Annotated in this window: 18 protein-coding genes; 4 read left to right on the top strand and 14 right to left on the bottom strand. The window is 58.8% G+C overall.

From position 1 onward, the window contains the following. Positions 1 to 76: 76 nt before the first annotated feature. Both ycaC and DHB74_RS07665 read left to right on the top strand, forming a co-directional pair. On the top strand, positions 77 to 697 hold the full coding sequence (gene ycaC, locus DHB74_RS07660) for an isochorismate family cysteine hydrolase YcaC (protein WP_499161154.1): 621 nt from the start codon (positions 77 to 79) through the stop codon (positions 695 to 697). A 63-nt stretch (positions 698 to 760) separates the two neighbouring features. Next, positions 761 to 1,168 carry an OsmC family protein gene (locus tag DHB74_RS07665; RefSeq protein ID WP_499161155.1) on the top strand — a complete coding sequence of 136 codons (408 nt, stop codon included), beginning with the start codon at positions 761 to 763 and terminating at the stop codon, positions 1,166 to 1,168. Positions 1,169 to 1,225: 57 nt separating this feature from the next. Here DHB74_RS07665 and DHB74_RS07670 read toward each other — a convergent pair whose 3' ends face one another. The 11 genes from DHB74_RS07670 to DHB74_RS07720 all read right to left on the bottom strand — a co-directional run bounded on the left by DHB74_RS07670 (position 1,226) and on the right by DHB74_RS07720 (position 15,435). Next, complete coding sequence (locus DHB74_RS07670) at positions 1,226 to 2,593, bottom strand: alginate export family protein (protein WP_499161156.1); 1,368 nt, start codon at positions 2,591 to 2,593, stop codon at positions 1,226 to 1,228. Between the two features lie 96 nt (positions 2,594 to 2,689). Next, complete coding sequence (locus DHB74_RS07675; protein ID WP_499161157.1) at positions 2,690 to 3,091, bottom strand: RidA family protein; 402 nt, start codon at positions 3,089 to 3,091, stop codon at positions 2,690 to 2,692. Positions 3,092 to 3,310: 219 nt separating this feature from the next. Further along, a complete protein-coding gene (locus DHB74_RS07680) occupies positions 3,311 to 3,868 on the bottom strand; it encodes a helix-turn-helix domain-containing protein (RefSeq protein WP_499161158.1) in 558 nt (185 codons plus the stop codon). A gap of 143 nt (positions 3,869 to 4,011) precedes the next feature. Continuing rightward, complete coding sequence (locus tag DHB74_RS07685; protein ID WP_499161159.1) at positions 4,012 to 4,650, bottom strand: response regulator transcription factor; 639 nt, start codon at positions 4,648 to 4,650, stop codon at positions 4,012 to 4,014. A 4-nt stretch (positions 4,651 to 4,654) separates the two neighbouring features. Continuing rightward, entirely contained in the window at positions 4,655 to 7,711 is a 3,057-nt protein-coding gene (locus tag DHB74_RS07690; RefSeq protein ID WP_499161160.1) for a sensor histidine kinase, read from the bottom strand. 35 nt (positions 7,712 to 7,746) lie between these two features. Continuing rightward, entirely contained in the window at positions 7,747 to 8,520 is a 774-nt protein-coding gene (locus DHB74_RS07695; protein WP_499161161.1) for an alpha/beta fold hydrolase, read from the bottom strand. A gap of 9 nt (positions 8,521 to 8,529) precedes the next feature. Next, positions 8,530 to 10,119: an MFS transporter gene (locus DHB74_RS07700; protein ID WP_499161383.1), complete on the bottom strand. Its 1,590-nt coding sequence runs from the start codon at positions 10,117 to 10,119 to the stop codon at positions 8,530 to 8,532. Between the two features lie 7 nt (positions 10,120 to 10,126). Next, positions 10,127 to 11,965, bottom strand: coding sequence for an amidohydrolase (locus DHB74_RS07705; RefSeq protein ID WP_499161162.1), 1,839 nt, complete (start codon positions 11,963 to 11,965; stop codon positions 10,127 to 10,129). Next, positions 11,962 to 12,537: an antibiotic biosynthesis monooxygenase gene (locus DHB74_RS07710; RefSeq protein ID WP_499161163.1), complete on the bottom strand. Its 576-nt coding sequence runs from the start codon at positions 12,535 to 12,537 to the stop codon at positions 11,962 to 11,964. The genes DHB74_RS07705 and DHB74_RS07710 overlap by 4 nt, the downstream gene beginning before the upstream one ends. Positions 12,538 to 12,583: 46 nt before the next feature. Continuing rightward, positions 12,584 to 13,270, bottom strand: coding sequence for a hydrolase (locus DHB74_RS07715; RefSeq protein ID WP_499161164.1), 687 nt, complete (start codon positions 13,268 to 13,270; stop codon positions 12,584 to 12,586). A gap of 110 nt (positions 13,271 to 13,380) precedes the next feature. Continuing rightward, entirely contained in the window at positions 13,381 to 15,435 is a 2,055-nt protein-coding gene (locus DHB74_RS07720; protein ID WP_499161165.1) for a prolyl oligopeptidase family serine peptidase, read from the bottom strand. A gap of 236 nt (positions 15,436 to 15,671) precedes the next feature. Here DHB74_RS07720 and DHB74_RS07725 point away from each other — a divergent pair, with 236 nt between their 5' ends. Together DHB74_RS07725 and DHB74_RS07730 are read left to right on the top strand one after the other, a co-directional pair. Further along, positions 15,672 to 16,256, top strand: a complete 585-nt coding sequence (locus DHB74_RS07725) for a helix-turn-helix domain-containing protein (protein ID WP_499161166.1) — start codon at positions 15,672 to 15,674, stop codon at positions 16,254 to 16,256. Between the two features lie 64 nt (positions 16,257 to 16,320). Further along, the gene (locus DHB74_RS07730) at positions 16,321 to 17,214 is read left to right on the top strand and encodes a LysR family transcriptional regulator (protein WP_499161167.1); all 894 of its coding nucleotides are present in this window, start codon (positions 16,321 to 16,323) and stop codon (positions 17,212 to 17,214) included. Between the two features lie 48 nt (positions 17,215 to 17,262). On the opposite strand, the gene DHB74_RS07735 is transcribed toward DHB74_RS07730, so the two are convergent. From DHB74_RS07735 to DHB74_RS07745, 3 genes are read right to left on the bottom strand one after another with little or no spacing between them, the layout of a single operon-like run. Next, positions 17,263 to 18,696, bottom strand: coding sequence for an aldehyde dehydrogenase family protein (locus tag DHB74_RS07735; RefSeq protein WP_499161168.1), 1,434 nt, complete (start codon positions 18,694 to 18,696; stop codon positions 17,263 to 17,265). Between the two features lie 26 nt (positions 18,697 to 18,722). Next, complete coding sequence (locus DHB74_RS07740) at positions 18,723 to 20,369, bottom strand: acetolactate synthase large subunit (RefSeq protein ID WP_499161169.1); 1,647 nt, start codon at positions 20,367 to 20,369, stop codon at positions 18,723 to 18,725. After that, positions 20,366 to 21,277 carry a pirin family protein gene (locus tag DHB74_RS07745; RefSeq protein ID WP_499161170.1) on the bottom strand — a complete coding sequence of 304 codons (912 nt, stop codon included), beginning with the start codon at positions 21,275 to 21,277 and terminating at the stop codon, positions 20,366 to 20,368. The genes DHB74_RS07740 and DHB74_RS07745 overlap by 4 nt, the downstream gene beginning before the upstream one ends. Positions 21,278 to 21,297: the final 20 nt, after the last annotated feature.

Below are 21,297 nucleotides of genomic sequence, written 5' to 3' on the forward strand. Positions count from 1 at the left end.
CGCTACGTAGAACCCCAGCAGCCGCAAAGAATGCAGCGCGCAGAGTGTTGCAAACCAACTGAAGTGGAGACGGAAAATGGCTTTTGAATACAAGCGCTTGGATAAAGACGACGTAGCCCTGCTGATGGTCGATCATCAGGCCGGCCTGCTTTCCCTGGTGCGGGACTTCTCTCCCGATGAGTTCAAGAACAACGTCCTGGCTCTGGCCGATATCGCCAAGTTCTTCAATATTCCCACCATCCTGACCACCAGCTTCGAAGACGGTCCGAACGGCCCTATGGTTCCGGAGGTCAAGGCTGCATTTCCCGATGCGCCCTACTTCGCGCGGCCCGGCCAGATAAACGCCTGGGACAACGAAGACTTCGTCAAAGCAGTAAAAGCGACCGGCAAGAAACAGCTGCTTATCGCCGGTGTTGTCACTGAGGTTTGCGTGGCCTTTCCTGCCCTATCGGCCATCGAAGAGGGTTTTGATGTGTTTGTCGTGACGGATGCATCAGGCACGTTCAACCCGGTAACCCGGGACGGCGCGTGGAGCAGAATGCAGGCGGCTGGCGCGCAACTGCTCAACTGGTTCGCTGTGGGGTGTGAACTGCATCGCGACTGGCGCAACGATGTCGAAGGCTTTGGTGGCATCCTGGGCAATCACCTCCCGCATTACTCCAACCTGATGCAGAGCTTCGGCTCACAGCAGAAGTAACCTTGAGCGCGTGCCCTCAGCTGTTGAGGGCACGCTTTCCTGACCATTCCTAGGGTGCGCCTCATGTCCATAAAACTATCCAAAAGTGATTTAGGCAAATTCCGTCAACTGCTCCAGTTCGACCAGCACGAACTAATTGCTGACGCACGGCTTGATACGGATTCTGATGGCGGACCCAATCCCCATGACCTCTATGACGCGGCTCTTGCTGCATGCAAGGCAATCACTTTATTGATGTACGCAGAAAAAGCCGGTATCCCTTTGGAAGAAGTGCAGATAACCGTCGACCGGGACAGCAGTGAAGAGCGATCTGGCAGATACCATTTACAGGTTGGTCTGGGTCTCAAGGGTAAATTGGATTCCAACCAGCTCGATCGTCTCGAAAAAGTGGCCGCCAAGTGCCCCGTGCATAAATTGATGACAACCGTCGAAACCACGATCACGACAACTTGTGAAGCTATTCACGGATAGATCGCATCTGACGTAGGGATGATTGTGTGATGGGTAAAGGGATTACCCCATGACGGATCAAAACTTCCATTCAATCTGGGTCTTGAAAAAGTCCACGTCACCTCCGCCTGCCTGCTTGATCACCTCCTCCGCAAAAAAGTGACTGACACTCAGATCCAGCTTCAAGTGCCGGCCCCATTGGTAATCCAGACTGATCGACGGCGTATGCGCCACAAAATTTCCGGACGCCACCGCCGTGCCTGGCAAAGGGGCCAATCCACGAACATAGACAGCGTCCTGTTTCTCCAGACGCCAGAAAAAGTTCCAGTCCAGCGCCAGTGATAGCTGGGGAGTCAGGCGCCAACTGATCTCTGGTTCGATATTGTAAAAATTCTGAGGCGCAAAGATCGCTGCCTCCTCGAAGTAAGCCAGGTTCGGAAACAGCGGATTAAACGTCTGAAGTCGGCCATCATCAGGATCACTGTCTCCACTGGCAACGTTGGCACTCAAGGCAATTCGTGGCTGCCAACGCACGTCGGCAAATCGGTAGCCAACGAGGCTGGCCACGGTCCAGGCACGAATGTCGGAATCGCCAAAATCGCCAAACTGGTACAGCGCTTCCAAATCCCAATCCCAGCCATTTTGCATACCGTAGAGACGTATCCCCACCGAATGCCGAGTTTCATTCTCCATACCTTGAGCATACACAGCGTCTTTTCGATCCAGGCCAAGGTAATAAAAGTCAGCGCTGCCGCGGCCAAGCGCCCAGGCACTGTACAGTCCCCAGACGGATTCATCGCGGCGACTCGTGTTGTCGAATCCCCCTTCCTCCACATCAACTGGCTGGAGGTAAAATGCCTTCCACTGTGCTCCACCGTAAGAGCCATCCCACCGCAACCCGTCATAAGAGCGCCGGACATTGGATCCGTCCCGGGTGCCCATAAGCCGCGCCGACCCCAGCCCCATTTCCTGCCGACCGACCCGCCACCGGGAATCCCCGGTTTGCCAGTCGAAGAATGCCTGACCCACTGCAGCCCTATCCTTATCAAAGGGGCCCGGCGCAAGGTCACCACGCGCATCCGCATAGTTTGCACTCAACTCGACAAAGGCTCTAAACCCGCCACCGAGATGGATATCCGCATGCCCATAAAAGCGCTGCAACCAAACCGTGCCGTCCGCCCCACCCTGCAATCCAAACCGATCATTATCATAGGCGTTGATACGGCTGCGCACTGATCCTCCGAACGAAACGAACCCTTCGTGACCCGCCATCTCAAACGGCTGATACTTCAGGTTTTCGTAAGTATTTCGCGGCGTATTCTCAGCTAGATAGCGATAGTCTTCGTTCCAGCGGAAGGTTTCAAATGCGGGATCAGCCGCCTCACTTCTGGACGCTACAACCATCATTACCAGCGGCGTTAACATCCTCGCCATATAGATACCCATCAGGAGAATAGGTCCTGAAGTCATTGCTAAGTGCCCTCGCAAAGGTAACAGCGCGGCTGAACGGACGTGCCCAGTCACACTCCGCCGTGTCGTTGTTCAATGAATGATTGCGGTGACGCGAATCTCGAAACGCATCGCAGGAAGTCCCAGTGCTTCAACCCCCAACTGGGTCCAGACCGGTGCATGGTTGGGCATGTACTGGCGGTACAGTTTGACGATCGTGTCGTTGACGATCGGCGGAAAGCCACCGACATGGTATGTATTGACGTGAATAACATGACCCCAGGTCGCCCCGGCCTTCGCCAGAACGAGTTCGATATTGCGGAAGGCGGCGGTAATCTCCTCCTCGATGGCCTCCGGGATTTGCAGGTCATCGTTCCAACCACCCTGACCGGATGTCTCCACCCGGTTTCCGATCTTGACAGCGGTCGAGAAATGCAGCGTTTGGCGGAACGTCTCGCCGAACCCGGGTGTGACGGTGAATTCGGGCTTTTCCATTGTGTTTCTCCGAAAAAGTTAAGCGCTTCAACTAGATTGAGCATTGCGACTCGCCAATGGCACTGTCGCAATGCAGTGCCACTTATTATTGGATGGCTATCTGGGGTTTGGATGAGTGTGGGGTCAACGGGATGAACTCCGCATCGGCTGCTCTCACTCGCTGAACTGCATGGATACCGCAGCGCCGAGAGGCGCCAGCAACAAGATTCAAACCTTGCCTCACAGCGCGGAATTCCCCGAATGCAGCTTTCGCCAGGTCTGCGGCGACAAACCCGTTTCACGCCTGAATACCCGGCAAAAGTGAGACTGGTCGCAAAAACCATGCACCAGAGCAACGTCGCTCAATGAGTGCACCGAACAGAGCATATATTGCCCTGCCGCTTCCACACGCCTCGCAGCTACATAGGTCAGCGGCGTCATTCCTGTCGTCTGTTTGAATGCATGGGAAAAGTGACTGACACTCAGACCCAATAGCGCAGCGAGCTCAGAGGTTCGTATGCTCTGATCCAGGTGTTGCTTTATGAACTCGTCAATACGCGCAACCTGCCACCGGGCTAACCCGCCTCTAGATTTGTGCTGCGAAGGATCAGAGTCAGTTTCAGCGCCTAGTAAAGCGATCGCACGGTCCAGATAAGCAGCCGCCGCGTCCGGGTCTCGATGAATCGCTCTCTCCGTCTCCGTTAGCAGCGCCAGCATTTGCCGGCTCTGCTTCAACCACTCTGGATGTTGGGGCGGGGTACTGTTCGACGGGTAATGTACATTCGCGTTCTGGTTCATGACTCACGCTCCTCGGCCGAGATCAGTTCCAGGCGGCGCGCTTGGCTCGCCACCGTAGGCTGAACAGGATGGCCCTATGACCGAACCGCTCACAGACCCAAAAGGGGCAGCCTGAATCAACTCAAAAGTGGGGGGAACGCCAGCTACTGTGAGAGTTCGATAATCCCTCGCTGAATGCCAATTGACACCGCATGGGTGCGATTATTGGCTCCCAGTTTGTCCATGATATTTCTAAGGTGCCCTTTCACCGTATCCTCGCCGATAGCCAGAGCAATAGCCGTCTCTTTGTTCGACAGGCCACAAGCGACATGTCGCAACACTTCAAGCTCCCTGCCAGTCAAGCCGTCCTGATCAATGTGAGCGGCCAGTTCTGCGGCGATTTCCGGGGGAAAGCGTCGCTTTCCGGCGGCCAGGGCGCGGATGGTGTCGATGAGCTCATGACGCAGAGTGCTTTTCAAAAGATAGCCACGCGCGCCCGCCTTGATTGCTTGCAGCGCCCTTACATCACCTCGGTAGGTCGTCAGTACAGCGATGCGAGCCTGGGGAAACTCCGAGATGATAGAGCTGATGGCAGCAATGCCGTTGAGCTCCGGCATCTGCATGTCCATGAGGGTGACATCCGGCTGCAGCGTCCGATACAGCCGGATAGCCTCCAGGCCATCGGAGGCTTCGCCGACGAGCATGATGTCGTCGAAACCTTCTATAACCGCGGTAATACCTTCGCGTATCAGCGGGTGATCATCCACGATCAACACCGTGATGGGCTTCATGCGACTGATCATAGCTCTACCCTGTCCCGCCGATGCGGGTCTGCTTACTGCTTGTTGTAGATTCATAGGCAACGGCAGCAGGCAGTGACAAGCTGATCTGCGTACCGCTGCCAGCATTACTCCTGACCGACAGTCTGGCCCCAATTCTCTCGGCGCGCTCATACATACCCCTCAGCCCGCCGTGTTCAGGCCGCCCGCGCATTCGCTGATAAAGCGGGTCAATGCCAACCCCGTCGTCGACAATGCGCATTTCGAACTTGCCCGGTGCATATATGAAAGTAATACTGACCCGAGTAGCCAGCGCATGGCGAAGTGAATTGGAAACAGCTTCCCTGCCCACCTGGTAGAACGCATCTCGAACGCTGTTTTCCAGCGCAAGCGGCTCGCCCTCATTGCACACCCGGTAGGTTGCAGTACCGGGAACGTCGACCTCCAGTTTCAATGCCTGAAACGCAACAAGCAGATCCTCAGTGGGCGCCATCTGGCCGCGCAGCCCCATGATTCGGTCACGGCCTTCAGCAATCACCTCCTCGGCCCGATCCAGCGCCAGCCCCATTGAATCGCGAGCACGAGACCCTTTGGGTAGGCTGTCAGCGACTGCCTGAAAGCTGAGCATCATGCCCTGTACGCTTTGCAGCAGAGTGTCATGCAACTCGCGCGCGATGCGCTCGCGCTCCTGAAAGCGCTCTTCCAGGCGGGTCCTGAGGGCTGCCTTTTCCCGGCGCGTATAGACGCGGGACATCCAGAACACCAGTACCAGCACCGTTAATGAAACACCCAAAAGGAAAGCTGGGCGCAGATAGAAAACCTGGGGGATCCTGATGGGCAATGCCGCGTCCGGTAGGCTGAGATTACCGTTTACCCCCAGCGCTCGGACCTCGAATCGGTAATCACCCGGAGGCAGAGATGAGAAAGTCGCTTGCCTCGACCGCCCCGCATCGATCCAGTCAGAATCATGGCCTGTCAACCGGTACTGAAAACGCATAGCCTCTGGCGCAGCGAGGTTCAGCGCTGAATAGCTGAAAGTCAGCTTCTGCGGCATCGCAGATAGCCGAACCGGCGTGGCAGAAATATCCAGCTCAGTGCCGTCCACTATCAGCGACTTGACCATGACAGCCGATAATCGTGTGGTACTCCTTGAGCGGTGAGGATCAACACGGACAACCCCACTTCCGGTGGCGAACCACAGCGAGCCTTCTTCGGTGTAGACCGCAGTAGGCAGCGGCAAGACCTTGTATGGATCCATGGGCAGCCGGCCAATATGATCATGCGAGCTGTACAGCAAGGTGTGCCCCCCGGCTACAACCCGCTCGATCTCGGTTGCGGGCAGCCTGAAGATGCCACCGCGACTGTGTATCCATAAATCCAGTGCGGATTCGTCTGCGTTGTTCGCCGCCGGTACGGCGACCAGCCCGTAGATATTCTCGAAGGAACCGGCGGCAGGCAGATCCAGACGATGAAACCGCCCGTCCTTCAGATACGCCAGGCCGTGCTGGCCGCCGACCCAGGTACGCCCGGGCAGATGCAACATCGCTGTGACATGGCCGATGTCCAATCCCTGCTGCTCACCCCAGCGTTCGGTGTGCTGCCCGTCAACGGACACCAGGAGATTGTCCCGGTAGCCAAACCACAAGGTGCCCGTCAGGTCTCGGGACGCGATGACAGGCATCAGCTGCCGTTCTGCATCACTGACCGGCTCGACGCGTCGCCATTGCTCATCAGTCCAGACAAACAAGCCGGCTCGGTTGATGGAAACCCATATGTCGCCGTTCTTGCCTACCGTCATCGCCCTGACGGCAGCCTCGCGGGGAGATTCGACAGGTAAGGTTGCTATGTGCACCGGCCCGTCATCTGATAACGAGAAAATGCCCTTATGTCCGCCAATCAGCAAACCGTGTTGCTGACTGTTTACCAACGTGGTGATAGGCATATCCAACTCAAAGGAGTAACGCCTGTCATTTTGCAGACGCACCAACTCACCACTGTCGGCACCGATCCATAGTGAGCCGTCATCGCTGACGGCCAGGGCATGGCCGCCCGCACTCCCAGACAGCACGAGAGGGTGCTGTGTTTTTGGGGTGAACCGATCCAGGCCTGCATCCGTGCCCACCCACAGGCTACCGTCACGGTCAATGAGCTGAGCCAATACCCTGTCGGAGCTGAGCCCATCGCGCACGCTGTAACGGCTGACGGCAACCTGATCTTTCGCAGCCCCGTACCATTGCCTCGCGGCCAAGCGCTGCACACCGGCGCTCAGCGTGCCCAGCCAGGCGCCTCCGTGGTGATCCACAACGATACTGACAGTGCGAGGCGCCGGAACCTCCTCGACAAACCCAAGTTCGGCGTGACCGGACATCTTCAGACGCAGCAGACGATCTCTGGCACGATCCGTTACCCATATCTCGCCCGCGGGGGAAGATGTGATCTTGCTGATCGACTGACTGGAGGTGGCAAGCTGAATGAATGCGGACGCGCCGGGCGGGAGCATATATAGATTCTCCTCGCTTGCTGCCCATACATAGCCATTGCCATCGACATGCACCGCCCTGGCATGCCGCTCGGGAAAGCCAGCCTCCTTTCCCAGTATGTGCCACCCCGTGTCGTCACGCCGTGCCAGACCATCATCCGCCGCGACCCAGACTTGCCCTTGCTGGTCCTCGGCCATGCTGTATACCACCCCGCCGGGAAGGCCAAGCTCCAGCGGCTGCAACACGCCGTTGGCGTTGATCAAACGCGCGCCGCCGGCCCGGAGTCCTACCCACAGGCCTTTGCTGGTACTGAGCAGAGTCGAGACTACCCCCAGCGCCTCATCGCCTGCCGACACAAATTTCTCGAACTCGAAACCATCAAAACGATACAAAGAGTCATGTGTGCCAAGCCACAGATACCCATCAGCGGTTTGCGCAAGCGCTCCCACTGCACTCGGGCCCTGGTCGCTCGCAGTCCAGCGGCGATGACTCATATCGTCAGAGATGCTCGCCGATACCTTGGCACACGCAGCGCAACCGAGCATGAGGCTAAGCAGCAAAGTGACATATTTTCGCAAACGGATACCTATCCCACGCACTTTCACGCTTACTTGTCCTGAACACTCAGTGGAAAGCACATTCAAATCCAGCCCAGTTGGTGCTGGAGCCACGTAAGGATGCGGTCCGCGACCGCCTCCCAGCCCGGCTGTGTAAGGATCAGATGCCCGTAGCCGGGAAAGCAGATGTAATGCGTCGGCGCCAACGACCGGTGCTGATGGAGATAATTGGCGTGAACCACGGTACTGGCAACCATACGGTCGTCACCGCCGGTAACCAGCAATAGCGGGCCGCGCTCCCGATTGAAGTGCAATCGGCACCCAACGCCTGTTGCCGCCGCAGCCATCAGTCGTTGCGGAACTCGCCCAATCAACCTTTTATGGAGCGGGCAAATCGTCCGCCCCGACAAAGGATAAGCAACCCGGCGTGCAAACTGCGCAGGCGTCAGACTGAGGAAGCGAATGCTGTGCAGGCTCTCTACCTTCGCTGTGAGCACATGCATCAGCGAAACAGCACCAGGGAAGACACCCTGCGGGGGTCGCGGAGCGATAACGACGCCGGCCGCACCAAGTCCACGATCCAGCAACAATTGAACAACCAGCCCGCCCAACGCATGCCCGATAAGTATAGGCGGCGTCGGATAGGCCGCAATCAGCTCCGCATAGAAATCGACGAGACGTCCCATGAGCGACGAACGGCTATCACCATGCAGGATCTGCTGCCATCGAACTCCGTCAACAGCAGGTATTGACAACACACTACAAACGTAGCCGCACGCCCTGAAGTGGCGCTCGAACTTGTCCCATACCGTCGGCAACAGCCAATCGCCCTGAATGAAACAGACCTGGTAATCCACGGAAGACAATCAGCGACGCGCCTTATGCATGAGGTGGTGTTTTATTACGAGCTTCACATCAGATCGCTGAAAGCGCCGCGCAGCGGACTCAACGCGCCAGTCTGCGCGGGTGACGCGCCCATGGTGGCGCATGTGCTCCAGCCAGGAGCCATCGATAAAGAACTCCAGCCAGCTGTCAGGATTCTCGGTGTTCTGGACCAACCCCCAGGTCAGCGCACCGTTGCGCCGGCGCATTGCCCTGACCTCCTCCATGGCCAGCGTGAACTGTTCGGCGTCTCCGCGTTTGACGCAATACTCCAACGTCACCATAACCGGTCCGCGATCAGCGTCCTCGTCCTGTGGGGCCAGCGGTACCGGCCAGTGAAGCGACGGCACCAGATCGTCCGCCTCGGTCACCGGCAAGACCAGACGCAACGTGACAACTGTGCCAAGAATCAGCGTGGCGCTGGCACAAAGCAGCGCGAATGTCAGATCAAAGCGGCTGGCAACGGCGCCCCAGAGAATACCGCCCGCTGCCATGCTGCCAAAGAAGATGAGAATGTAAACGGACAGTACCCGCGCCCGGACCCAGGCCGGCAGCGAGGTCTGCACAGCGATCTGCAAACTGGACAATATCGAAATCCAGGCCACACCGCTGAGTGCCATGATCGGAATCAACCAGACCAGCTCTCGCAGCAACGCCAGCCCAGCCAGCACCCCGGCATACACCAGGCTGGCTACTACAACCAGCAGGTGGTTGCTGATACGTGAACGGATGGTCGGCAATACGGCTGCTCCCACCAACGCGCCAGCACCGACACTGCCCAGCATCAAACCGAAATCCATGGCGTTACCCTGCATCTCGCCGCGGACAATCAGCGGTAGCAGCGCCATCCCGGCACTGGCGCCCAGAAAGAATGCAAAGGTTCGCGCCAGCACCCGCAGCACCGGCGGCGACTCAAGGCTGAAAACCAGCCCCACGCGCATCGCGCCCAGCAACCGCTCCGCCGGCAATACCGAGGGTTCAACTGGTCTTTTCCAGAACAGCAGCACCGTCATCACCGCCAGGAAAGATACCGCGTTCAACGAGAAGGTAAGCCACGGGCCGCTCAGGCTGACCAGCACGCCGGCAATAGCCGGCCCCACCGCCCGGGCAACGTTGGTGCCGACACTGGATAAGGCTATCGCTGCAGGCAGCTCGGTCTTGCCGACCAGATCGGGAATGAGTGCCGACCAGGCCGGCATCATCAACGCAGTGCCAATGCCCATGCAGGCGGTCAGCCCCAGCAGCAGAGGCACGGTTACCAGACCGGAGACGGTCAACAATGCCAACACCAGCGCCGTGGTTGCCATCCACAACTGCACCCCCAGCAGGTAGCGCCGTTTGTCGATCACATCGGCAAGCGCACCGGCTGGCAAAGCCAGGAAGAACATCGGCGCAGCACCTGCCACCTGCACCAGGGCGACGGCAATCGGGCTGGCCGACAGACCGGTCATCAGCCAGCCGGCGCCCACCTCATGCATCCAGGTGCCGATGTTCGAGGCTATGCTGGCAATCCACAACCAACGGAAAGTCGCATGGCGCAGCGGGCTCCAGGCCGAGGCAGCGGGGCCGGACACTGCATTATCAGAAGGCAAAACAGGAACACCCGAAAGCGCCCCAGAAGCCCTGATAATCACTGACCGGTACTGAAGACGTCCGCACCCGATCATGCTGATGGGCATGCACACCGCAGGGGCCCGAGCAGTGATGAACGCTGGCCTGCAGCGGAGCACTGGGTTTCCAGTGTCCGGGCACCCGGGCAACGGGCGACCAGTCCGGCATCACCGGGATTTCACCCGGAGACAGTGGCCCAAACTCCCCGGCGGCATACACCACCTTGCCGCCGACCACTGTCAGCAGCGATTCAATCCATTTGATCTGCTCGTCCTCGACGCTGAAAAAATCGGCGTTGAGCGCGATCAGGTCCGCCAGCTGACCGACCTTCAACTGACCCTTCTTACCCTGCTCTGACGAGAACCAGGCACTGCCGTGGGTAAAGAGCTCAAGCGCGACCGCCCGGGACAAACCTTCAGGATGCAGCGCCAGTCCTCCCAGCGTCTTGCCACTGACCAACCAGTACAGCGAGGTCCAGGGGTTGTAGCTGGCGACCCGCGTCGCGTCCGTACCCGCGCCCACCGGCACGCCTTCGGCTAGCATCCGCTGAATCGGCGGCGTCTGCTCCGCAGCCTTGCTGCCGTAACGGTCAACAAAGTATTCGCCCTGAAAAGCCATGCGATGCTGAACCGCGATGCCGCCGCCCAACGCGCGCACGCGCTCTATATTGCGTGGCGTAATGGTTTCAGCGTGATCAAAGAACCACGGCAAACCATTGAAAGGAATATCCTGATTGACCTTTTCAAACACATCCAGCATGCGCGAGATGGATTCGTCATAAGTAGCGTGCAGACGGAACGGCCAGCGCTGTTCCACCAGGTGGCGGACTACCGGCTCCAGCTCCTGCTCCATCTCCGGCGCAAGGTCCGGACGTGGCTCAAGAAAGTCTTCGAAATCCGCCGCAGAAAACACCAGCATTTCACCTGCGCCGTTGTGGCGGAAGAAATCATCACCATCCCCGGGTTTCACCTGTCCGGTCCAGTTCTTGAAATCCGTCAGTTCTTCCTTGGGCTTCTGAGTAAAGAGGTTATAGGCAATACGCACGGTCAATTGATCGTTCTCCGCCAGCTCGCGCACCACCTCGTAATCGTCCGGGTAATTCTGAAACCCACCACCGGCGTCAATCGCACTGGTCACACCCAGGCGGTTCAGCTCACGCATGAACTGGCGCGTGGAGTTGACCTGATACTCGAGAGGCAGCGCCGGCCCCTTCGCCAGCGTTGAATAGAGAATCATCGCGTTGGGCCGGGCGACCAGCATCCCGGTCGGCTCACCATTGGCATCGCGCTGAATTTCACCGCCAGGGGGGTTGGGTGTATTGCGGTCATACCCGACTACCCGTAACGCGGCTCGGTTCAACAGCGCCCGGTCATACAGATGCAGGACAAACACCGGCGTATACGGCGCCGCCTGGTTAAGCTCATCCAGCGTCGGCATCCTGCGTTCAGCAAACTGAAACTCGTTCCACCCGCCCACCACCCTTACCCACTGCGGCGTTGGCGTGCGGTCGGCCTGCTCCTTGAGCATACGCAGTGCATCAGCCAGCGAAGGCACCCCTTCCCAGCGCAGCTCAAGATTGTAATTGAGGCCACCACGGATCAGATGCAGGTGCGAGTCGTTCAACCCGGGAATCACCGTGCGCCCCTGCAGATCAACCAGTTGGGTGGCGTCGCTGCGGAACGCCATGGCTTCGGCATCACTGCCAACGGCTACAAACTTGCCATCCTTGATGGCTACGGCTCTGGCCCGCGGCTTTTCGCGATCCACCGTGTGCAGATCGCCATTGAAGAAAATGATGTCAGCAGTCATGACGTCGCTCCATCATCGTCACCTAACCAACCAGCAAACCAGCCGGTGACCATGGGCATAAAGAGGTAAACCACCAGCACAACGATGGTGGCCGTGATAAGAAGGTTGGCGGCAAAGTAACCACCCAGCCAAGGAATGCTGGTGAATACCGGCCGCCATGCCAGCGGCACCAGCAGACTGAGCGGCAATATCACCAGAAAGGTGACGCAGACCTGTTTCCAGCGCGGCGGCTGAGTATTCGAACCAGTCGGGGTAAACCAGAAGTCCTTCACCGTACTCACTTCGGTCTGGTCCCCCTCGACCAGTAACGGCAACGCCTCGTTGATCAATTGTTTACGTTCAGGAGATTCGAGCCATGTCTGCAATCGCTGGGGACCACAAAAACGCAACACGATGGTGAAGCTGGTCAAACCGGCAGCTCGACTACGTGCCACATTCACACCCAGGTGGCCTTCAAACTGAGCTGCGACATCTATGGTGCGGCGCAGCCAGGCTTCATACGCGGTGAGTTGTACGGGCCGCACGCGGTGTCGGACGACCAGCGTCACGATGTCGGGTAATTGTTCGACCATGGGGGCTGCTCCAGAATCAGGGCGGTCAGAACCGCCCCGTAACGGTTTAGATCTTCGCGTGAACCGGGGCCAACGTAGGCCCGTGCTTCACCCGTTCTTCAGCCTTGTGCACCATGGTGTAGGCATAATCGATACCCATGCCATAGGCGCCGGAATGCTCTTTAGCGACTGCCATTACCTCGTCGTAGGTGTCACGGTTCTTCCAGTCGCGCTGCCATTCCAGCAATACCTGTTGCCAGGTTACCGGCACCACTCCGGCCTGAATCATCCGCTGCATCGAGTAGTCGTGGGCCGCCTGGGTAGTGCCGCCCGAGGCGTCGGCGACCATATAGATCTCATATCCGCCCTCGAGCATTGCAGACAGTGCGAAGGTGTTATTACAGACCTCTGTCCAGAGGCCGGACACAATCACTTTATTGCGCCCGTTACGCTTGAGCGCATCGCGCACTTTCTGGTCATCCCAGGAGTTCATCGAGCTACGCTCCAGAAGTGGCGCGTCGGGGAATACTTCCAGCAGTTCGGGATAGGTATGCCCCGAGAAACTGTCGGTTTCGACCGTGGTGATAGTCGTCGGCACGTCGAAGATGCGCGCCGCCTTCGCCAGGCCGACAACATTGTTCTTCAGCGTCTGCCGATCAATGCTCTGCACACCAAACGCCATTTGCGGCTGCTGGTCGATAAAGATCAGTTGGGAGTTGCTGGGGGTCAGGACTTCAAGCTTGGGGTTCTGCATAGTGCTCACCTTCTATAAGCAGGGTTTGTTTGAAGCGTTCGCTCACTGTCGCAGAGCACCGCCGCCGGCTATTGGATGAATGTCTTGGGTTTGGATGACAGTGCGACGGGTTAAACGCGGTAACCTACGCTCAGCCCAACCCAATGGGCAGCAAAGGCCCACATGTCAGCAACTTCTGCTATCGCCTTGTCCGTCGGCTTGCCGGAGCCGTGACCCGCACGGCTCTCGACGCGCAACAACCGTGACCGGGCGCCGAGATCGGACGCCTGGAGCGTCGCGACGTACTTGAAAGAATGCGCGGGAACTACGCGATCGTCCGTGTCGGCGGTGGAGACAAGGAGCGCCGGATAGCTCACGCCAGGCCGGATATTGTGCAGCGGTGAATAGCTGAGCAGGTTATGGAAATCCGCCTCGACATCCGGGCTACCAAACTCCTGCGTCCAGAACTGCCCTCCGGTGAAATGCCCGAAACGCAGCATGTCGAGCACACCGACATTTATAATGGCGGCGGCAAACAGCTCGGGCCGCTGATTGACCACGGCGCCGATCAACAGACCGCCGTTGGACTCGCCGTGAATGGCAAGCCCGTCTGACAACGTGATGCCTTCGCGCTTCAGGAATTCCCCGGCGGCGATGAAGTCATCGAAGGAGTTCTGCTTCTGTTGCCCACGCCCGGCGTCGTGCCAGGTTCTGCCGTACTCTCCCCCACCACGAATATTCGCCACCGCATAAACCCCGCCCTGCTCGACCCAGGCCATTACCGCAGGCGAATAGAAAGGCACCATGGAGATACCAAACCCGCCATAGGCCGTGAGGATGGTAGGCGCGGGAGCTGTCACATCGGCGCGGCGGACGGTAAAGATCGGCACCTGGGTACCGTCCTTCGATGCGTAAAAATGCTGCTCCACCGTGATATTGGCGAGATCAACCGGGACGCTTGGCTCCGCCCAGACGGTTATTGAATTACTGGCAACATCGTAGCGGTAGATACGGGTCGGCGTATCGTGACTGGTGAACACAAAAAAGGCTTCATCATCACCGGGACGACCGTAGAAGGCGCCAGCGCTGCCTACGCCGGGCAACTCAACGGCGCCGTCGGGCGTTCCGTCGAGCCTGTAGGGCTCAATCTGGGTCTTCGCGTCCTGCATATAGGAAACGATAAGACGGTTGCCGACCAAAGCCCCGAACTTGAGTACCCTGTCCTGCTCGGCGACGAGCTCAGCGAACACCGCGTCAGCATGGGCAAGTTCTTTCGTCACTATCCTGCCGCGTTCTGCGCCCCACTGGGTGGACAGGAACAGCCTGGTGCCGATGTTGCCAACCAGAAGCCAGGAATGCTCGAACGTATCGATGACCGTCCGGATTGGCCAATCGGCTTCGCCCAGGTCAAGTAGCACGACCCCATTGCCCCCGGTCAGCGCGGTCGAGTAGATGACCGCGTATTGACCGTCGGCAGTGACTTCAACTGTATGGATCATCGGGAGGTCGGTCGCCGGCGCATGGATCAGCCGGTCTTCACTTTGCGCCGTACCCAGCCGATGAAAATAGACCGCATGCCCGAGCGCCGGCGACACGTATTCGGCATCCTGCTCCGGCTCGGGATTACGAGAGTAGAAAAAGCCCGAACCGTCCTTCACCCAGGCGATGTTGGTGAAGCGTGCCCACTTGATCTCGTCATCCAGGAGCGTGCCACTGTCGACATCAATAACACGGATGCTGCGCCAGTCCGAGCCGCCCTCCTGGACTGCATAAGCCAGACGGGATCCATCCTCCGATGGTGTCCATTCCGCCAGCGCGGTGGCGCCGTCGGTCGACCAAGCGTTTGGATTGATGACCTCACGATCCCGACCATTCACGCCCTCACGGACACAGAGTACCGCTTGATTATCCAGCCCCGAATTACGTGTGAAGAAATAACGCTGGCCGCGCTTTTCCGGCGTGGTGAAGCGTTCATGATCGAACAGCGCTGCGAGGCGTTCGCGAAAAACCTCCCGGCCCGCAAGCCGCGCCAGATAAGGCGCGGACAACCCATTCTGCGCCTCAATCCAGGCCGAAACAGCAGGATCGCGGCGAATGTCATTTTCCAACCAGCGGTAAGGGTCAGCGACCCTCTGGCTGAAATACTCGTCGACAACATCAACCCGATCTGTTGGTGGATAGATCATTACGCTCTCCCATTTTAGATGATCTAGTGGTGCGCAGATCCCTCCAGCCAATCACCAATGGCACGCCGGGATGAATGGCGCGCAGTGCCCGGGCGTTCCCCTTTTCGCGACAAAGTTCATCATCAGACACGACTACCGCAACGAGCGTGGTCCATGCATGATTTTGCCCCAGAGAAAAACTATCCACCCAAGGATCAAGGCGCCCGTAAAGGCGGTCGTCCGCCGAGGTATCAGCTATGAGCGGGAGCAGCAGTACTTGTTATTCAACAGACACTACCCTTTCGGACACGCCCGCCTGTTTGAAACAGACCAGACACGTACTGACGTTGCTGGCTGAGACAGAAAGATCCATTCACCGCAACCCTGACGCTGCTGCGACGTATCTGCACCAAGCAATCGCCGCGCTGGCAGCCGAAGATCCGCGCGAACCTTTACAGCGCAAAGCCAGAGGCGGACTGGCCCGATGGCAAGTTACGCGTATCGATGACTTTATAAAGCAGCATATTGACCAAAGCATCCGAACAACCGATCTCGCATCGCTATTGGGTCTGAGCACCAGTCATTTTTCCCATGTATTCAAACAGGCAACCGGAATGACGCCGCTGATGTATGTGGCTGCACGGCGCGTGGAAGCCGCGGGGCAATATATGCTCTGTTCAGCCAGTCACTTAAGCGAGATAGCGTTACGTCACGGGTTCTACGATCAGTCGCATTTCTGCCGGGTCTTCAGGCGCGAAACAGGCTTATCGCCACAAACCTGGCGAAGGCTGCATGCGGTACCCCCTTCTCGGGGTGACCAGGACGCAAAGCGCGGTCGTTAAAATAAGTCATGTATCCTTCCTCTATTGCATAAGATTGGTTTTCCGCTTTAGAGGAAGCACTGGAATGGACATTGAAGAGCTCAGGACCTTCGTGGAAGTGGCCTACGCTGGAGGAATTTCGCCTGCAGCCCTCCGGCTGGGTGTATCCAAGTCGATCGTCAGCCGTCGGCTTGCGCGCCTTGAAGCGGAACTGGGGGCCCAGCTGCTTTCGCGAACCACCCGCGGCGCCGCTCTCACGGAGGCCGGGGCCACGTTCAGAGATTACGCAGCCAAAGTCTGCGCCGAGATCGATGCCGCCAGAGAATCGATTCTCCCCACAGGTGATCTTCGAGGCCGCCTGCGAATTGCTGCACCGCTGTCTTTCGGTCCTACCCATTTTGCCCCTGCCCTCGCGGAAATGGCACGACGCCATCCCGAGCTCCAGATTCACACCTGCTACACCGATCGTTTCGTTGACCTGATCAGCGAAGGTTTCGATTGTGGGATACGGGTTGGCACCCTTCAGGATTCCAACCTGATCGCCAGACGTATTGGCCCGATCTACGGCAAACTGGTCGCGAGCCCAAGCTATATCAAGGCGCATGGTGCGCCGGAGACACCGGATGAAGTGCCCGCCCATCAGGCCCTCATGCAAGGCACAGAAACCTGGCAATTCCTGGACGGAAATCAGATTGTTACGGTACGCCCGCAGGGGCGATTCAAGGCTGACAACGGCATAGCTTTGGTTGCTGCCGCCGTAGCAGGACTCGGCATCGCCTGGCTTCCCGATGCTCTCACCCATGCCGATCTCGCCTCCGGCGCACTTGTACCCATCATGACAAATCATCCACCGCCTCCTGCAGGCGCGTATGTCGTCCGTCCTCCTGGTCAACATCCCGCGCGCAAAATCCGGGTCCTCACTGAAACGCTGATCGAGCACTTCGAACAGACTCCGCATTTATGGGTTCACGAACACTGAAGCGCAGAAAACACGCAATCCTGCTCAGCCCTTACCACCGAGTGCACCCTAAGCTCGCCGAATCACCAGGTTGCGGATTTCGGTCATGTCTTCCATCGCGAAACGCACGCCTTCGCGGCCCAGCCCCGAATCCTTGACCCCGCCGTAAGGCATATTGTCGACCCGATAGCTGGGTACATCGTTGATCACCACCCCGCCGACATCTAGCAGATCCCAGGCGTCGAACATCTTGAACAGGTCGCGGGTAAAGATGCCTGCCTGCAACCCGAATTTGGAGGCGTTGGCCTCGGCCAGTGCGGCAGAGAAATCCGTAAAGCGTGACAACACCGCAACCGGGCCGAATGCCTCTTCGGTGACAATTTTGGTGTCCGCAGGCACCGCTTCCAGCAGGGTGGCGTCAAGCATTGCGCTCTCGCGTTTGCCACCGCACAGCAGAGTGCCGCCGGCGGCGACTGCTTCATTGACCCAGCCTTCGAGCCGTGTTGCTTCGTTGACATGGATCATCGGGCCGATGAACGTCTCGCGCTGCTTGGGGTTGCCCGCTACCAGCGTCTTCGTTCTGGCGACCAGCATGTCGCGGAAGCGGTCGTAAACCTCGGCATGGATGATGATGCGCTGCACGCCGATACAGCTCTGCCCCGACTGGTAGAAGGCACCGAAGATCACACGCTCGAGCGCGTCGTCCAGATCCGCGTCGGCATCAATGATCACCGCGGCATTGCCGCCCAGTTCGAGCACCACCTTTTTCTTGCCGCAACGCGCCTTGAGGTCCCAGCCGACGTCGGGCGAACCGGTGAACGAGAGTAGCTTGAGCCGGTCGTCGGTAGTGAACAGATCGGCACCGTCACGGCTGGCGGGGAGGATCGAGAAGGCGCCTTTGGGCAGATCAGTCTCGGCCAGCACTTCCCCTATGATGAGCGCGCCCAGCGGCGTGCGACTGGCGGGCTTCATCACGAATGGACAGCCCACCGCGAGCGCCGGCGCTATCTTGTGCGCGGCCAGGTTCAGCGGAAAGTTGAAGGGTGAGATGAACGAACACGGCCCGATAGGCACCCGCTTCCAGATGCCCTGATAGCCCCTGGCCCGCGCGGTGATGTCGAGTGGCTGCACCTCGCCGGTCATACGCACTGACTCCTCGGCGGCAATGCGGAAGGTGTCAATCAGCCGGCCCACCTCGCCCTCGCTGTCCCTGATCGGTTTGCCCGCCTCGACGCACAGCGCATAGGCAAGCTCATCGAAGCGCTCGGTAAATCGCGATACGCAATGGTTGAGCACCGCCTGGCGCTCGTAGCTGGCCATCTGCGCCATCGGCAAAGCGGCTTCGACTGCGCCGCTGATAGCCGCATCGATCGTCGCTGCATCGGCCTGGGCGACGCGGAACGCCACCTCACCGGTAAACTTGTCGGTCACTTCGAGATCGGCGTTGGGCTGCTGCGCCACGTTGTTCAGATACAGCGGATAGACGGATTTAAGCGTGGTCATGCGTAACTCCCGTGGCGCGGCTGGGTTTACAACTCTTTCGACAAGGTCTTGATGTCGTGATTGAGGATCTGGTCGTTCTCCGAGTAGTCGACCGGGCAGTCGATCAGATGCACACCGGACGTGTCGCGGGTGTGCGCCAACAGCTGACTGAGATGCTCGGCGCTTTCCGCTCTATAACCGTGTGCGCCGTAGCTTTGTGCATACTGGACGAAATCCGGGTTGCCATAGCTCAGACCCCAGTCCTTGAAACCCATGTCCGCCTGCTTCCAGCGGATCATGCCGTAGCTGTTGTCGTTGAGGATCAACACCGTCAGGTTGAGCTTCAAGCGAACGGCGGTCTCCATCTCCTGACTGTTCATCATGAAGCCACCATCACCGCAGATCGCCAGCACCTTGCGATCGGGATAAACCATCGCCGAAGCCATGGCCGAGGGCAGGCCCGCGCCCATGGTGGCGAGCGCATTGTCGAGCAGAACGGTATTGGGGCGGTAAGCCGTGTAGTTTCGCGCGAACCAGATCTTGTACACGCCGTTGTCGAGGCAGATGATGCCGTTGTCGGGCATCACTGCGCGGACCTGTTCGACCAGATGGGGCGGGAAGATCGGGAAGCGGGCATCGCCGGAGATGGACGCAGTGTGCTCCACTTCAGCCTTGCGCGCGGCCAGCATCGCGTCAAACGTCCAGCCCCCGTTGGGCACGATGTCCTGCTTGATCTGCCAGATGGCATTGGCGATATCTCCGACCACCTCGATCTGCGGGAAGTAGACCGGGTCCACCTCGGCGGCTCTGGACGAGATATGGATCACCGGCGTGCCACCCGCGCGCATAAAGAACGGTGGCTTCTCGATCACGTCATGGCCGATATTGACGATCAGGTCCGCGGCCTCCACGGCACGGTGAACAAAGTCGCCCGCTGACAGTGCGGCACAGCCGACAAACCCTGAATGACGTTCATCAATCACGCCCTTGCCGAGCTGCGTGGTCAGAAAGGGAATGCCGGTCTTCTCGATAAACTGCAGCAACATACGGCAAGTCATGGTGCGGTTGGCACCAGCGCCGATCACCAGGATCGGCGATTTGGCATTCTCCAGCGCATGCACTGCCGCGCGGACCGACTTCACATCCGCATTCGGCCGGCGTATATGGCTGCGCTTGAGCGGCACCGACTCGGTCTGCTCGTCGGCGACGTCTTCAGGAAACTCGATATGCGTCGCGCCGGGTTTCTCCTCCTCGGCGAGCCGAAACGCCTCGCGCACCCGGCTGGGAAGGTTGTCGGCGCTGGCAAGCTGGTGGGTAAATTTGGTCAACGGCTTCATCATGTCGACCACATCAAGAATCTGGAAGCGGCCCTGCTTGGATTTCTTGATCGGCTTCTGCCCGGTGACCATCAGGATCGGCATACCGCCAAGCTGCGCATAGGCGGCAGCGGTCACCAGATTGGTCGCACCCGGCCCCAGCGTCGCCATGCACACACCGGTCTTGCCAGTATGCCGGCCGTAGGTGGCGGCCATGAAACCGGCACCCTGTTCGTGCCGCGTAAGAATCAGTTGAATGCGGGTTGATCGGCTGAGGCTGTCGAGCATGGCGAGGTTCTCCTCGCCGGGAACCCCAAAAATATATTCCACGCCCTCTTCCTCAAGGCACTGGATGAACAGATCGGATGCTTTGGTCATGGTGAGGTTACCCTGTTTCTGAATAACGTTGCCGATAGCGCCGGTTCATCCGGCAATGGAATGAACTCCGCATCGTCGGCATCCGGCAGTTTCATCCGTCCCGCCTGCCAGTCAGAGGCGGCTTGGGCGAGCCTGTCCTTCGAGGAGGATACGAAGTTCCAGTGCATGAACCGCTCGCCGACCGGGTCGCCGCCCAGCGCCATGACTCTGGAGCGCTCAAGGGCGCGCACCTGTGATGCGGCTGCGCCGAGCACCAGCATTCTGCCGCTCTCGTAGCGTGTGCCGTCCACTTCCACGGCACCGGTCGCAATGTAGATCGCGCGTTCTTCATATCCACCGGGAATCTCAGCGATAGCACCCGGTGTCATGTCGAGATGGGCGTAGAACAGCGGTGAATGGGTTTCGGCGCCGGCGGTCAAACCATAGGCACTGCCGGCGATAAGCTGGCCGGCCACACCCGCGTCGTCCCATTGGGGTAGATCGAATCCTGCATGGTGAGAAAAGGACGGAGCGACCTCTTCCTGCTCGGTCGGCAGCGCCACCCACGCCTGAATCCCGTGAAGATGATCGCCGTGCACCCGGGCATGTTCAAACCGCTCGCTATGGGTGATGCCCCGTCCGGCGGTCATCCAGTTGACCTCCTGCGGTCTGATTGCCTGTTCGTAGCCCAGACTGTCCCGATGCATCACATTGCCGGAGAACAGGTAGGTCACCGTAGACAGGCCGATGTGCGGATGCGGGCGAATGTCTAGCCCAGAACCCAAACCGGAAGGGAGATCAAGCGGCCCCATATGATCAAAAAAGATGAACGGTCCCACCATGCGCTGCTTGGCAAAGGGCAGCACACGGCCTACTTCCAGACCGCCGCCGAGAGCTCGACGTCGCTGCTCGATAATCATCTTTATCATTTCATCTCTCCTGATCGGGC

The sequence above is a fragment of the Pseudomonas sp. G11-1 genome (genome assembly GCF_024031555.1).
GTDB classification, from domain to species: Bacteria; Pseudomonadota; Gammaproteobacteria; order Pseudomonadales; family Pseudomonadaceae; genus Halopseudomonas; species Halopseudomonas bauzanensis.